The following is a 14,418-nucleotide window of genomic DNA, read 5'->3' on the forward strand; positions in this document are numbered from 1 at the left end:
AAAAAGAAGAGTAAGCAGCTGCTTACTCTTCTTTTTTATGCACGATCACTTTGGTACCACGGTTATCGGCAATTTTTTCAGCACGTTTTTTTGCTGCTTCCTTCGTATCGAAAGTATGGCTTGCTTGTTTGGCGCCTTCAGATTTCACTTCCCAATGATCCTCTTTGTAGCGGACATGTACTGGCTTATCGACGGTATCCGCTCCGCTGGAATCAGAGTCTTTGGAATGCTGAGTGACATGTTTTGATTTTAGATCTTCTTTTTCGCTAGCAGAAGCATGCTTGTACCATTCTTTAGCTTGCTCAGTTGCGATCGGGATCGCTCGGCTATCTTTGTAACCTTCTTTCAATAACGCATTTCCGATATCGATCGCTTTTTTTCGTTCTAATTTATCCAAGTTTTTCCATGAATCTGGATAATCATCCATTGTCCAAGGCATTTTTTGTCCTCCTTTCGTTAACCGTTAATGACAGTGCCGCCATTGACGTGAATGGTTTGGCCACTTACATAACTAGAATCACTGGAAGCAAGGTAAACATATGCCGGTGCAAGTTCATAAGCTTCACCAGAACGTCCTAATGGAACGGTATCGCCCCAATTTTCCAGCTGTTCTTCGGTAAAAGTCGCCGGGATAAGCGGTGTCCAGATCGGACCTGGCGCGACGGCATTTACTCGGATTTTCCTATCTAACAGGTCTTGATTTTGCGAAAGGGAACGAGTAAAGCTGACGATCGCGCCTTTAGTCGAAGAATAATCAAGCAACGCCGGACTTCCTTGGTAAGCAGTAATGGAAGCAGTATTGATAATAGATGCTCCCGTCGTCAAATGGGGAAGAGCAGCTTTTATAAAGTAGAAGTTACTAAATATATTGGTTCTAAACGTACGATCGAGTTGTGCTGCGGTGATGTCTGTAAGATGTTCTTGGACATGCTGTTCCCCAGCTACATTGACTAAAATATCGATCTTGCCGAATTTAGCAACCGTCGTTTTCACAACTTCCTCGGCAAAGGATTCCTCTCCGACATCGCCTTTGATGGAAACGACTTGGCGACCTTCTGCCTCAATCAAATCGACCATCCGTGCAGCATCTTCCTCTTCATCATAATAGGTGAAAACGATATCCGCCCCTTCTTTAGCAAAATAAAGTGCTGTACTAGCACCGATTCCACTGTCACCACCGGTCACGATCGCGACTTTATCATGGAGTTTATCCGCAGGTTTATAATCATCGCTTACGATTTTCGGAGCCGGATGGACGTTTTTCGATTCGTCATCAATCAAATAACCTTCTTTTGGGGTTTGTGTTTCGACTTTTCCTGTTTTTTTGTCTGACATCTAATCATCCTTTCTATCGCAATATTAATTATCTTTTTCCCTCTGTACAAAATCAAAAACATTGGGTTTGAATAGCCATAGGACAGGGAATTAGCACAATATGATTTGAAAGCGTTTGATTGAAAAAAATCTATGAAAACTGTTTTCAATGGATAAATTTCGTGATACAATGAACAAGCCGAAAAGGTGGCTAAAATTTTTTCAGTTGGAGATGAAAGTTGTGGATGCAGAAAACAGTCCGTTAATGCAAAAGATCGATTATAGTACGCGTAAGAAAGTGGATTTAGTTAATAATAGTATTTTTCGTTATATTTTACGCGCGATGCTAGCTTGTTTATTCCTAACACTTGGAACAGCAGTGGCTGTTATGATAGGGGATAAAGTAGATCATTTTGCACCCGGTCTCGGGAAAATCACTTATGCATTTATGTTTAGTTGGTCGCTCGTAATGATCATCTATATGAATGCAGAATTAGGTACATCGAATATGATGTATATGACGACAGGTGTTTATCAAAAAATCGTGCGTCCGAGTAAGGCACTTAAAATCTTATTATTATGTGTAGGTTTCAACTTGGTTGGCGGGATTATCGCCGGCTACTTGGTTTCCCTCACATCAGCATTTCATAATTTACCACCCGATCACTTTTTATTTACAGCCGTGGCCGGGAAATTAGAAAAAACACCGGTTCAAATTTTTGTAGAAGGTATTTTCGCCAATATCGTCGTGAATACTGCTGTTCTTTGTACATTACGGATGAAAGATGACGCTGGTAAAGTTATCAGCATGATCTTCATTATTTTCATCTTTGCATTCTTAGGATTTGAGCACGTTATCGCCAACTTTTCATCGTTCTCGCTTGCATTCTTTGCTTCTCATGGAACAATGGTAGCTATGACAGTTGGAAATGTCGTCCAGAATCTAGTACTTGCCTTCTTAGGAAACTTTGTCGGCGGGGGAGTCGTTATCGGCTTGCTTTATGCATGGCTGAACCGGACAGAATCGATTTATAAAGATTAAAAAAAGTCCCAGATTGGAGCAAGCTCGGATCTGACAGGACAAAATAAGAACATCAAAAAGCTGGGGATCATCTTCCCCAGCTTTTTATTTATTTTATGTGGATTAAAGTTTGGCACTTAAAATAATCGGACCTTTCGGTGTCTTGCTGTTTTCATCAGGTTCTACAGTGATCGCCACAGTATCATAACTGTCTGTTTTCGCGATTGCATGCACGGCGCCGCCACTGCCGTCTCTATTGGCAATGAAAGTGCCGGCTCGTTTTGGTTTACCGTCTTTCAGCAGCCAGACTTGGTAGCGCTCTTTGTCGGAAAGCTTTTTAAGATCGCTTGCTTCTATAACAAGCTTGTCGCTATTCTTATCATGAATGACAGTGGCAATGGCTTGGCCCTGCGCATTTTTCGCAACTTGGAGATCCTTAGAGATCTTCACACGCTTGGTATCAGTTGCGTTCTGGGTAGCTGGCTTTTGGTCTTGGAGCGTTTGATAAAAAATGATATTGCCGATCAGTGAAAGTGCTAAGACGGCTACTAATGAAGGGATAATCCAATTCCGTTTCTTTTTATGGACGATCACAGTCGGTTCTTCTACAGCAGGAGAACTTGTTTCGTCAGTTTTGAATACATTTTCCAATATGCGTTCCTTCATACCATCATTTGGGGAAACAGGTTCAGAGGAATACGGCAAATCAGCCATTAAGGCATTTAATTCGTCTAATTCTTCTTGCAGACTGGCAAACTGTTGCAATGCTTCTTCCAGTTGCCGCGTTTCTGATTCTGTCAGCGAGCCATTTAAATAGTCGATCAATTTTTCTTCTGCTTGTTGTTTATTCATCGTATTTCCTCCTTTCCACCATTATGTCTTTTAGATGCTTTAAAGCGAGCCGCAGTCTTCCTTTTACGGTGCCAAGCGGAATATCCAGCTTAGTCGCGATCTGTACCTGCGTACAGCTCTGGAAATAAAATAATTGGATGATCTGCTGCTGATTTTCTTTTAATTCGGCGAGCGCTTGATTTATTTCTGCTCGTTTTTCTTTCCAGATCGTTAAGTCTTCCGGTAAGGGTTGCCCATCCGGAACTTTTTCACGTTCTTCCTGTAATTCATAGGGGACTTCTTTTTGTTTGCGGATCAGGTCGATCGATAAATTACGTGTGATCGTAAGGAGCCAAGAAGAAAATTTGCCTTTCTCTGCTTGGTATAATCCTTTTTTTGTCCAGATCTTAATGAAGACTTCCTGCACGATCTCTTCTGCAAGTTCTTTATTTTTAACCATTCGATAAGCAAATGAGAAAATAAGCTTATGATACTTGTCATAAAGTGCTTCTAGTGCTTCCCGCTGGCCATCCTCTACTTGTTCGTACAAGATGATATCCACGTCAGACATTGGTATTCCCCCTTATCTGTGACCTCATCTAAGAATAACATAATCCTCGGGAAAAGTATTTCTATAATAGCTTACGAAAAAACAACAAAAAAAGATGTATTATTTCATAAAAAAATTTTTTTAAAAAAAGTGATCCGTTTCCATTTTTCATTCGTTAGCTTTATGTAGACAAATCAAAAGGAGTGGAAAAAATGAATTTAAAAGGATTGCTTGCACCAATTATTGGATTGTCACTTGTACTTACACCGATGGCGACTGCAAACGTTAGTGCAGCGGAGAAACCGACTGTAGAAACGAAAGCATCAGAATTACGTTCTGGACTGGACAACTTGCTTTCGGAACATTATACGCTGGCGATCGATACCATGGTCAAAACTTATGACGGCGACAAAGGGGCAAAAGAAGCTGCTAAAGCGTTTGACCAAAATGCAAAAGACATGGAGCCGGCGATCGCTGATATCTATGGAGAAGATGGCGCCAAACAATTTGAAGCGATTTTCGCCCCGCATAATATGGCAACGGACGATTATGCTCAAGCGGTGAAAGATGGCGACAAACAAGCACAAAATAAGGCAGATAAAGAAGTCGACAAATTTGTTAACGATATGGCTAAGTTTTTAGATACAGCGACAGAAGGAAAACTTCCTGAAAAGGCAGCAAAACAAGCTCTTCGCGAACATGAAAATGACGTACAACAAGCATTTGATGCGTATGTAGATAAAGATTATAAAAAATACAACGAAGATTTCCTAAAAGGATATGAACAAATCTTTGGAGTTTCCAAAGCGCTAAGCACAGCAATCACCACACAAAAACCGGAAAAATTTGATAATACAAAAGCGGATACAAAAGCAGCTGACTTACGTTCTGGTTTGAATATGCTGATCAGTCAACATTATGCACTTGCTGTCCGTAGTTTGAACGAGGGAACAAAAGGCTCTCCGGATTATGACTTTGTCAATTGGGCACAAGATCAAAATACAGAAGGCTTAAAAACAGCGATTGGTTCCGTTTATGGTAATGATGCTTCTAAACAATTCGGTGACGTATGGAATAAAAATCACATCGCTGCCCAAGCCGACTTGGCTAGCGCGACAGCAGCAGATAACAAAAATGGTGAAGATAAAGCGAAAATGAGATTGACAAAAGATTTTGCAGATGAGTTTTCGACATTCTTGTCCACGGCTACAGACAATAAATTACCGAAACAAGCAGCTTATGAAGGCATCATGCAGCACGAAAAATTAGTAACCATGGCATTTGAACAAGGCAATCAAGGAAACTATGCAGCAAGCTACAAGACATGGCGTGAAGGATTTGCACAAACATTCGACATCGGTAAAGCGTTAAGTAATGCGATCGTTATGCAGCATCCAGATAAATTTATGGACAATGCCCCAACTAAAATGCCGAATACAGGAATGGGCGGCGCAGAAAATAATACTTCCATGATAACAACGATCTGGGTAGCTCTTACAGCCCTTATCCTAGCCATTGCTGGATTTATCACTTTCCGTCAAGTAAAAAGCAACAAATAGAGGTGTTCACGGATGAAAAAGCTTTCTCTAACATTCATTTTCACAGCAGTACTCATCATTGGGTTAACGATTTGGCTAAAGCCGTTTGGCATTTTTAGCGAGGCAAGTAAGCAGCAAATCAAGGTAGTTCATGACCGTCCAAAAAAATCCGGCAGTGTGGTCAACCGAATCGCCGGCTTTCCCGTTTTGAAAAGCAAACAAGCTGAAATCGAAACGATCCAAAATCGTCAGAGAAACAATCAGCAGGGAATCGAACCAAAACGAATCGAGATCCCTGCAATCCAAGCAAAGGCTGCTGTGAAGACCGTTGGAGAAGCAAAAAACGGGGAAATGGAAGTACCAGCGAATACAGTCGAAACAGGCTGGTATTCGCCGGGTACACATCCCGGTAGCAATGGGAATGCAGTGATCGCAGGTCATGTAGACAGTAAAAAAGGACCAGCCGTATTTTTTTATTTGAAAGAACTACAGCCTGGCGACAATATTTACCTCTATGATAAAAACAAGCGCAAACTGACATTTACTGTTCGCACGAGAAAAAGTTATTTAGCAGAAAAAGCTCCGGTATCTGAAATCTTTGGCAGCAATACAAAGCCGATGCTTAACTTGATTACTTGCACCGGAACCTTTGACCATAAGCGCCGAACTCATATCGATCGTCTGGTAGTTTCAGCAGAATTAACGAATGACTCCGGGCAAGAACGTTTGCAAAAACCAGTTGCCCCGACCCACCTTGAAAAAAGCGGTCAGACATTGAGCTGGCATTCCACACCGGAAGCAGCCGTCGTAGGTTACAATGTGTATGCAATAGACACCAAGACAGGGACAAAAAAGCGAATCGCCAAAGTCGCTTCCCACGAGAGAAAAAGCGTTATGATCAAATCAAAATCATACGAAAAATATGGTGTTACCGCAGTCAATTACGATTTAGAGGAATCGGTGCTGGCTTTGGTACGATAAAAAAAAGCTGTCCATCAGGACAGCTTTTTTATAGCATTGTCGATAATGTTTTTGTTTCTAAAAAATGCTGAATGACAGGCGCGAATTTTTCTTTTTCTTCTTCGACTAAAAAAGCATCATGTCCATATTCCGAAGCAATTTCGTGATAGTGGACAGGAACATGCCACTCTTTCAAAAGGCGATAGTGTCTGCGGATATCATGGATGCGGAACAGTTGGTCCGTCGTAATACCAATCAATAAGTAGGGAATGGAAATATCGGAAAATGCTGGCCGTTCATTTTCTGCTGCTGATGTGACATCGAAAAGATCGATCGCTTTGGTCAGATAAAGATAGCTGTTGGCATCAAAGCGTTCCACAAAACTGTCGCCCTGATACTGCAAGTAAGACTCGATCTGGAAATGCTCTTTGGAAAAAGCTCGCGGGGAAGATTCCGCCACAGTAAAGCGTTCAAAGCGTTTGGAAAACAATTCGCTTGTCCGGTACGTCATCATGCCGATCATTCGGGCTGTGGCAAGTCCGCCTTCTGGTTGCCCGACATAGTTTCCACCGTTGAAATCAGGGTCATTCAGGATCGCCATACGCATGATCAGATTATAGCCGATTGCATCAGGACCGCAAGCGAGGGGAGAGGCGATGTTGATGATACTCTCTGTTATTTCCGGATAATCGATCGCCCATTGTGTTGCCTGCATACCACCCATTGAACCACCAATGACTGCTTTTAGCTTCGTTATATGTAGTTCTTCTAACAACTCTCTTTGTACTTTGATAATATCTTTTACACTAAAGCCTGGAAATTCAAGACGAAAGGCCTCTCCTGTTTGTGGATTGATAGAGGAGGGACCAGTCGTCCCACTACAGCCGCCAAACACATTGGTACAGACAACAAAATATTTATTCGTATCAACTGTTTTGCCCGGTCCAATATACGGATCCCACCAGCCAGGCGTATCTGCTTCATCATGTTTAGCTGCATGTGCCGTACCGGTAAGCGCATGTTCCAGTAAAATACAATTATCCCGTTCAGGGGACAAAGTACCATATGTCTCATAACCGATCGTGATCGGACCAAGCCGCTCCCCATTTTCTAAGATAAATGGATGGTGGGCAAATAGCTCTTTTTGCTCTAAATACACTCCGAACACTCCCTTTTAATGCGTGATTTAATAAAAAAACTCTAGCGAGAACAAGTCGCTAGAGTTGATTTTAATAGAATAAACGCGACTTATCTTTCAGTAAATACTGCTGGAATTAGCACCGTAAATTAAGATTCCGGTTGCTAAGGCTTCAAAGGGCCAGTCCCTCCACCTTTCTAGATAAGAAATAGTTATAAAATTAGTTTTATACTACGCTTAATTGCAAGGATTGTCAAGGTGTCCTCAGCGCATATTGGGTTTCCGAAGCAAGAGATAGGCTGCTGAAAGAATTATCAGTCCGCCGGCTGAAGCTACTGGAAACGAATCGCCAGTTTTAGGCAGTTTTTTGACACGAGCAGAGCGAAGCACGAGGGTATTGTTTTGGTTGTCTAAGCCGCTTTCCCGCTGGCTCGTGATGATAACTTGCAGGTCATCGCCATCCTCGTGATCCGTATAATCCTCTTCCTCCTCATCATAGAAGTAGGTACTCATACCGCTATAATTTCCCGCTTCATCTGTCGCAGTCAAAGAGACGATCATCCCTTCAGGAAGCGCTGTTTCAAGTTCAAGTGCAAAATAGCCGTTTTTATCTGCATAGGTAGACCCAATCAGTTCGCTATATCCGTCCAAAATAAACACTAGCGTGTGAGGATCGGCAGTGCCAACGAGTTTGAGATCCGTTGTTTTGGAAAAATCGAGCTTTGGTGTTTTTAAAGTTGGTACATCATTCCAGATCATAATGGCTATTTCGATATCGGAAAAATTCCCTGCTGGATCAGTAGCCACTACTCTTACAAGCTGATCGCCCAGTTGATTCGGTTTTGGTGCCCATCCTTTTTTGAAAGTAAGTGAAACCTTGCCGCTGTTATCTGTAGCTGTCACTAGATCTTGTGGCTTGATGGTAGTACCTTTGTCGAATACAAAAAGTTGATCTTTTTTCGGTTGGATAAGTGGTTTTTCGGTATCGATTACTTGGTAGCTGACTGCAAAAGTTTCGGTGCGGTCTCCTTTTTTAGCTTCGATTGTTGTAGAAAAAGTACCGACTTTGCTAGTAGAAAGCTGTCCCTTTATGACGCGAAGGGCAACGCCGGATTCAGCTGTAAGTAGATCACTTGTTGCTAATTTTTTCCCGATTGGGAATCGAAGTGCCATTTTTGCATGAGCGAGTGGCACCGCTGTGACCGTATAGCTTACTTGCAGTTCTGTGGACGTATCATCGGCAAATACAACCGTGATCGCTATCGTTTTTTGACCAGCAGTTGTGAAATCAGGTACGGCTCCGGATTTGAAATCCGCGGATTTTACCTTAGAAGGATCTTCCGCAGTAATAAACGCCGATGCTGCTGGTGTTTTTTCTCCTTGCTTGAAGTGGAGATCTTGCTTGGCTGTTACATTTGTCGTCTGGATCGCAACCACTTTATAAGGAACGGTGATTGTTTCCAGACTACCATTTGATAGTTCACTACTAGCGTTGCAGTATGCATTCCTGCTGTTGCCGTATCTGGCACGTCGCCTTTAAAGTGGACTTTTTCTATTGTTTCCTGTTCGGAAAGAGCAACAAAGTCTTGCGGAGTTGGTACTTGTCCTGTAGAGAAACTTACTGCCGTTTTTGGATGGACAATCTTTTGCCCTTCAAGTGGTGCAGCTGCCGAAACATGGCTTGGGATGCTTAGACAAATTAGTAAAAGCACAGCAAGCCAACAAATAAGTGATTTCTTGATCGTTGTTGTCATTCTTTTGCTCCTTTTATATGTTTTTTATAGAATAGCAATGTTGCCGCTATAAATAATAAGTGAATAAGTAATAGGGAGTGGGAAAGATGGCGGATTTTTGACAAAAAGTTGGCAAGCTAAGCAAAATATTCATTTAATAATAGTTGCTGCTCTTCCGGTTTGTATATTTGCCATGGTTTTGGGGAAAGCGTAAGGATACCCTCTTTTTCTAACTTTTGCAGATTAATGGCTACATAGGTGCGAGCGATATGTAAATAGCTCCCGAGAATTTTCTGAGTGAAATAATATGGAATCAAATACGAGCCGTCTGGTTCTGTGCGTCCAAACTTTTCGCCGAGCGCAAGTAGGGCTGCAAGGATGCGTTTATCGGTAGGAAGGTGAAGTAGCTGTTCGCGCCACAACAAAGCTTCCGTATTAGCGATATATAGCTGCTGAATGAGGCGAACTGGTTCAGCAGTGGCATTGATGCGTTCCAGTAAGTAGGAATGATCGAATTTATAAACGATCACATCGCTGATGGCTCGGAAGCCGAATAATGTCTGATTGTCGATTTCCGGTTGTAAGAAACCGATCAACTCATTTTTTCCGCAGAAATACAGGATACTGTCTTCTTTGCTAGTAGATTGATAAGCTACGGCAACACCTTCGATCAAAATATACAAGGTATCGTTGGACCGATTTTCTTCGATCATTACTTGATTGCGCTTAAACTGCAGTCTTTCGTAAGGCAGCTTAGTGTCATTAGAAATGCGCAATAGATCCAGCAGGCTGCTAGAAGCAAGCGCTTTATTTTTTTTGAATAGCATAAAACCGAGTCCCCTTTTTTTATGATACAAATTCATTATAAAGGAGAATCGGCTATTTAGGAACTATTTTAAAAGTGCAGTAGGTAACAATTTGGCTTTTACCAAGCGGTTTCGAACTAACAAGCCGAGATAGGAGGCTAGGACAGCTTTTACTATTCCCGGAATGATAAAAGGAATAAAACCACCTAAAAACGCTTGATGCAGGGTTAAATGTGCTTGAAAAGCCAGCCAGAAAGTGCCGAAAACTAGAGTCACGAATGCGCCGATCACATTAGCGATCGCTGCCGGAATCGGACGGAAATTTGTTTTTTCGATCATATAGCCGGTAATCGCTGCATTAAAGATGAAACCGATCAGGAAACCGCCTGTTGGACTGAGCAGAACACCGACTCCCGATGTTGCTCCTTGAAAAACCGGTAAGCCGATCGCGCCTAGAAAAATATAAAAAAGAATAGCGATCGTACCATTTTTCCAACCTAGAATCGTAGCAGCTAACCCAACAGCAAGCGTTTGTCCTGTAAATGGGATGATGCCGAGTGGAATGGTGATCTGCGCCAAGATAGCGATGATGACCGCAAATAAACTATTAATAATGAGTAGCTGTAATTTTTGATTCCGCATAATAATCCCCTTTTTAATGTAAACTTTTTATTTTTAAAGGTTAACATTATAGAGCGACTTTTGTCACTATTTTATTTTTTCAGTACCTTGTATAAATTAGTAGTGAAGCGTATACTGAAAGCATAAAACAAAGGAGCGTGTATCATGGCAATTGTTTCTCAGTTTAAAAAAGGAACATTGGAACTGTGCTGTCTGCATTTGATCCATGAAAAAGACTGCTATGGTTATGAACTAGCGCAGCAAGTTTCCACTTATATCAAAGTAGGCGAGGGCGTGATTTATCCGATACTTCGTAGGCTGGTCAGCGATGGTTGGTGTACGACATATTTACAGGATTCTTCGGAGGGACCATCCCGAAAATATTACCAGATCACAGCGGCGGGAGAACAACATTTACAAGTATTGACCAAAGAATGGCAGCAATTCACGCAGCAAATGGAAGAGCTGCTAACAGGGGGAAAAAGCGAATGAATGAAAAACAATTTTTGAATGAACTAAATGGGCGTTTAGCAAGTCTAGACCCGCAGGAGCGCAAAAATCTATTGGCAGAATATCAAGCCCACTTTGCAATTGGTAAAGAGCGTGGCAAAAGCGAGGAAGAAGTCGCTTTTGATCTAGGAGATATGGATGAGTTGGTAGCTGATATCTATCTTTTAAAAGGTGAACAGCTGACTCCGGTAAAAAACAATCGCCGTAAATATTGGTTGATCGGCGGACTTATCCTAGTAATTGTATTTCTGGTCGTGCCCTTTCTACTGATGATGATCGCTTTCTTTATTCTTAGTGTGTAATGCTTTCAGGTTAAAATACTTTGAAAAAGGGTATAAATAGATTAAACTTTTTAACATATAAACCGAAAGGGGAGAAGCAACGTGGGTGTGAATATTCGTAAAGCAAATACAGAAGATGTAAAAGCCATTCAAGAGATTGCGCATCAATCCTGGCATGCCACATATGAGGATATTATTCCAAGAAAGGTACAAGATGACTTTTTGAATACGTTTTATAGTGAAGAGACATTATCGAACCGCATTTCCGCGACTCCTTTTGCCGTAGCAGAAGAGGCGGATCAAGTAATCGGATTCGCTAACTTTATTGAATTGGATAAAGGAAAAAGTGAACTGGCAGCTTTTTATCTGCTCCCGAACCGGACGAAAAAAGGCGTAGGTACAAAACTATTGGAAGAAGGAACAAGCCTTTTCCATATCCCACTTCCGATGTATGTTAATGTTGAAAAAGCAAATACAGACGCGATCGAGTTTTACAAGGCACGAGGATTCGTTGTTTTGGAAACGTTCACAGAAGATTTTTACGGGCATGATCTGGAAACAGTAAGACTATTCCTTAATCATCATTTAGAAGAAGAAGTCGAATAATAAAAACAGACGAAGCGTTGCTGCTTCGTCTGTTTTTATTTAAAGCGATGCTTTTCCGTGTCCGCCATGTCCGCCGCGGATAAAATAAAATAGCAGTGCTAAAATGCTGGCAATGATACCGGCTAGGATGGCTACTATGACAATCAGGAAAGAAGCTCTAAAATCGATCACGCTTGATACTAAGACTGTCATGATGATCCCGAAAATGAAGCCCCAAAGTAAGAAACGCGATAAAGTGGCTTTTCTGCTAAAACCATAAAAAATTTCGGCTGCTGTCGAACCGACCAAAATGATCGGAGCAGCAAATAGAATCGACGTAAAAATCAATTTTACAGTGAAAGCGCCGAACCAGATAAAGCCAAGCCCCATCACAGCAAAAACACCTAAAATAAATACGCTTAAATACGCAATTACGAATCGCAATGCATTCGCCTCCTCCACCGTGCATTATACCAAATTATCTTTCCGCTTGTCGATATGGATACCTGGTTAAATTATCGAGCGTAGCGACCATACTTTACTTCGCCAGCGCCGATACATCATGAGAGCGCGTACGCCCTCATCAATGATATAAGCGATCCACACCCCTACTAAAGCAAGCCCAGCTGAAATTCCCAATACATAAGAAAATGGCAAACTGACTATCCACATGACGATGATCCCGACAATAAATGGAAAACGGACATCACCGGTAGCATTTAAACTGCTGATCAATATGATATTGGTGGCCCTACCAATTTCCAGTAAAATCGCTAGCAAGAATAATTGCTTCGTCATCTGGATGATCGTCGCATTGGAAGTAAACAAGTGCATGATCGGTTCAGAGAATACGTAAATACAAATACTCACACTGATCGAAATGATCAAGCCGATCTTCCAGCTCCGCAGCCCTTGTTTATAAGCCTTATCAACTTCCTTTGCGCCAACAGCCCGGCCGATCATGATCTGCGAAGCTTGGCCAATCGCGATCGAAAACAAGGCGACGAATTGACTGACACTCGACGCATATACTTTTGTCGTCAAAGCCTCGCTCCCTAAAATGGCCACGATCGCGGTCACCACTAATTGAGAACCCGCATAGGACAAGTTTTCCCCAGCAGAAGGAAGCCCCAGTCGTAAAATAGAACCGAGCAGTTTTCGGGAAACCTCTTGGATTTTTTTGAATGAAAACCGGTAACCGATCAATTTCTGCAATAAAATAATAGCCATGACCATACCGACAAGGTTCGCGATGGCAGTAGATATACCGACCCCTGCTACACCCATATCTAAATAAGAAAGCGGTCCGTATAAGAAGAGATAATTGCCGATCACATTAATAACGCTGATAGTAATAGGAACAAACATCGCTTGTCTTACATAACCATAGGTTCGCAAAATCGGTAAGATCGCAGAATGGATCGCAATGATCAGCGAACTTCCGCCAATGATCTGCAAGAAGGGGAGACCTGTTTCCACTAGGTGTTCGTTGAGTCCCAATGCTCGAAGGAAAGAACTGGAGAATAATAGGAAAACAACGCTCATGATGACCCCAATCAAAAAGGCGACAACGATGCCATTGGTAATGATGCGATCGATCATTTGCGGTTTTTTGGCACCGATCATCTGTGCTACTAAGATCTGTACACCAACACTGATAAAACCATACATAATAATCGAGATCGTCAAGACTTGGTTGGCAACACCAGTTGCTGCGACGGCATCATCCGAATAATGTCCCAACATAAAAACATCGACATAATTGATCATGATCCGCAGAAACTGTTCTAAAAAAATAGGCCAAGCTAATGTGAAGAGCCCTAATTTGCTAGCTCTTTCTAAATTGCTCATAGATGAAATTAAACTCCTTTCTAAACAGATATAGCGGGCAGGGAAGACTGAAAAAAACATATAAAGTATATCCGTTTTTAGACTAATAGAGCCATTATATGCTAAGCGTTTCTAAAAGTATATACATCTAAAGAAAATACTCGAAAAAGATGCTTGACAAGCAAATAGAAGGTTTATATAATTAGTTAGGCTAACTAATTAAAGTGAGGTGACAGACATGCAAGAACAACAAAACTTAGGTAATTCCGTCATCAAAGCATTTATGGATTTCAAAAAAGCAGAGATGAGCAATTTTATGATCGACGGCTTAGGCAAATCGGAAACACGATTTTTATTCATGCTTTTCCATGCTGGCGAACATCACGGTAAAAAAATCCGTGGTTCCGACCTCGGGAAAATGCTCCGGATCTCCAAACCGAGTGTGACGCAGACCCTTCAGACACTAGAAAGCAAAAATTTGGTGGAACGTGTTCAAAATCCTGAGGATAAACGCTCGACACATATCATTCTGACGGAAAAAGGCAAAGAAGCGATCCAAGATGGTATGCAACGTTTCCAAGGGAACTTCGATGATATGAGCAGTTACCTCGGAGAAGATAATATGAAAATGCTCATAGAACTATTGAACAAATTGACAGAATATCTCCATGAAAAGGCTGAGAAAGAGGAGGCATAATTG

18 protein-coding genes and 1 riboswitch are annotated in these 14,418 nt (G+C 41.7%); of the genes, 7 read left to right on the forward strand and 11 right to left on the reverse strand.

Features of this window, described 5'->3' with window-relative positions; translation table 11 throughout:
• Positions 1-22: 22 nt before the first annotated feature.
• On the reverse strand, positions 23-439 hold the full coding sequence (locus HMPREF0556_RS09490; protein ID WP_003758021.1) for a DUF2188 domain-containing protein: 417 nt from the start codon (positions 437-439) through the stop codon (positions 23-25).
• Positions 440-456: 17 nt separating this feature from the next.
• Positions 457-1,335, reverse strand: a complete 879-nt coding sequence (locus HMPREF0556_RS09495) for an SDR family oxidoreductase (RefSeq protein WP_003758022.1) — start codon at positions 1,333-1,335, stop codon at positions 457-459.
• A 220-nt stretch (positions 1,336-1,555) separates the two neighbouring features.
• Between HMPREF0556_RS09495 and HMPREF0556_RS09500 the strand changes: the two genes are divergently transcribed.
• Entirely contained in the window at positions 1,556-2,356 is an 801-nt protein-coding gene (locus tag HMPREF0556_RS09500; RefSeq protein WP_040486849.1) for a formate/nitrite transporter family protein, read from the forward strand.
• Between the two features lie 102 nt (positions 2,357-2,458).
• On the opposite strand, the gene HMPREF0556_RS09505 is transcribed toward HMPREF0556_RS09500, so the two are convergent.
• Positions 2,459-3,187 carry an anti-sigma factor gene (locus tag HMPREF0556_RS09505; protein WP_003758026.1) on the reverse strand — a complete coding sequence of 243 codons (729 nt, stop codon included), beginning with the start codon at positions 3,185-3,187 and terminating at the stop codon, positions 2,459-2,461.
• Positions 3,180-3,737, reverse strand: a complete 558-nt coding sequence (locus HMPREF0556_RS09510; RefSeq protein WP_003758028.1) for an RNA polymerase sigma factor — start codon at positions 3,735-3,737, stop codon at positions 3,180-3,182. The genes HMPREF0556_RS09505 and HMPREF0556_RS09510 overlap by 8 nt, the downstream gene beginning before the upstream one ends.
• Before the next feature lie 191 nt (positions 3,738-3,928).
• Here HMPREF0556_RS09510 and HMPREF0556_RS09515 point away from each other — a divergent pair, with 191 nt between their 5' ends.
• Positions 3,929-5,275 carry a hypothetical protein gene (locus HMPREF0556_RS09515; protein ID WP_003758031.1) on the forward strand — a complete coding sequence of 449 codons (1,347 nt, stop codon included), beginning with the start codon at positions 3,929-3,931 and terminating at the stop codon, positions 5,273-5,275.
• A 12-nt stretch (positions 5,276-5,287) separates the two neighbouring features.
• Positions 5,288-6,235, forward strand: coding sequence for a class F sortase (locus HMPREF0556_RS13055; protein ID WP_003758033.1), 948 nt, complete (start codon positions 5,288-5,290; stop codon positions 6,233-6,235).
• 28 nt (positions 6,236-6,263) lie between these two features.
• On the opposite strand, the gene metX is transcribed toward HMPREF0556_RS13055, so the two are convergent.
• From metX to HMPREF0556_RS09545, 5 genes are all read right to left on the reverse strand, one after another.
• Positions 6,264-7,373, reverse strand: coding sequence for a homoserine O-acetyltransferase MetX (gene metX / locus HMPREF0556_RS09525; protein ID WP_040486718.1), 1,110 nt, complete (start codon positions 7,371-7,373; stop codon positions 6,264-6,266).
• Positions 7,374-7,459: 86 nt separating this feature from the next.
• A riboswitch (SAM riboswitch) is annotated at positions 7,460-7,560 on the reverse strand.
• Between the two features lie 56 nt (positions 7,561-7,616).
• The gene (locus HMPREF0556_RS09530; RefSeq protein ID WP_003758037.1) at positions 7,617-8,789 is read right to left on the reverse strand and encodes an Ig-like domain-containing protein; all 1,173 of its coding nucleotides are present in this window, start codon (positions 8,787-8,789) and stop codon (positions 7,617-7,619) included.
• A complete protein-coding gene (locus HMPREF0556_RS09535; protein WP_003758038.1) occupies positions 8,762-9,106 on the reverse strand; it encodes a hypothetical protein in 345 nt (114 codons plus the stop codon). Before HMPREF0556_RS09535 ends, HMPREF0556_RS09530 begins: the two co-directional genes overlap by 28 nt.
• Positions 9,107-9,222: 116 nt before the next feature.
• Positions 9,223-9,912 carry a Crp/Fnr family transcriptional regulator gene (locus HMPREF0556_RS09540; protein ID WP_040486719.1) on the reverse strand — a complete coding sequence of 230 codons (690 nt, stop codon included), beginning with the start codon at positions 9,910-9,912 and terminating at the stop codon, positions 9,223-9,225.
• A 63-nt stretch (positions 9,913-9,975) separates the two neighbouring features.
• Positions 9,976-10,533, reverse strand: a complete 558-nt coding sequence (locus HMPREF0556_RS09545; protein ID WP_003758042.1) for a biotin transporter BioY — start codon at positions 10,531-10,533, stop codon at positions 9,976-9,978.
• A gap of 144 nt (positions 10,534-10,677) precedes the next feature.
• On the opposite strand from HMPREF0556_RS09545, the gene HMPREF0556_RS09550 reads away from it, so the two are divergent.
• From HMPREF0556_RS09550 to HMPREF0556_RS09560, 3 genes are all read left to right on the forward strand, one after another.
• A complete protein-coding gene (locus HMPREF0556_RS09550) occupies positions 10,678-11,004 on the forward strand; it encodes a PadR family transcriptional regulator (protein WP_003758044.1) in 327 nt (108 codons plus the stop codon).
• Positions 11,001-11,324, forward strand: coding sequence for a DUF1700 domain-containing protein (locus HMPREF0556_RS09555; RefSeq protein WP_003758047.1), 324 nt, complete (start codon positions 11,001-11,003; stop codon positions 11,322-11,324). Before HMPREF0556_RS09550 ends, HMPREF0556_RS09555 begins: the two co-directional genes overlap by 4 nt.
• A gap of 81 nt (positions 11,325-11,405) precedes the next feature.
• Positions 11,406-11,909 carry a GNAT family N-acetyltransferase gene (locus HMPREF0556_RS09560; RefSeq protein ID WP_003758049.1) on the forward strand — a complete coding sequence of 168 codons (504 nt, stop codon included), beginning with the start codon at positions 11,406-11,408 and terminating at the stop codon, positions 11,907-11,909.
• 39 nt (positions 11,910-11,948) lie between these two features.
• Here the strand turns inward: HMPREF0556_RS09560 and HMPREF0556_RS09565 are convergent, their stop codons facing one another.
• Positions 11,949-12,332: a hypothetical protein gene (locus HMPREF0556_RS09565; protein WP_036107874.1), complete on the reverse strand. Its 384-nt coding sequence runs from the start codon at positions 12,330-12,332 to the stop codon at positions 11,949-11,951.
• 66 nt (positions 12,333-12,398) lie between these two features.
• Positions 12,399-13,739: an MATE family efflux transporter gene (locus HMPREF0556_RS09570; protein WP_003758053.1), complete on the reverse strand. Its 1,341-nt coding sequence runs from the start codon at positions 13,737-13,739 to the stop codon at positions 12,399-12,401.
• 217 nt (positions 13,740-13,956) lie between these two features.
• Here HMPREF0556_RS09570 and HMPREF0556_RS09575 point away from each other — a divergent pair, with 217 nt between their 5' ends.
• A complete protein-coding gene (locus tag HMPREF0556_RS09575; RefSeq protein ID WP_003758054.1) occupies positions 13,957-14,415 on the forward strand; it encodes a MarR family winged helix-turn-helix transcriptional regulator in 459 nt (152 codons plus the stop codon).
• Positions 14,416-14,418: the final 3 nt, after the last annotated feature.

This window comes from Listeria grayi DSM 20601, from assembly GCF_000148995.1.
GTDB lineage: Bacteria > Bacillota > Bacilli > Lactobacillales > Listeriaceae > Listeria > Listeria grayi.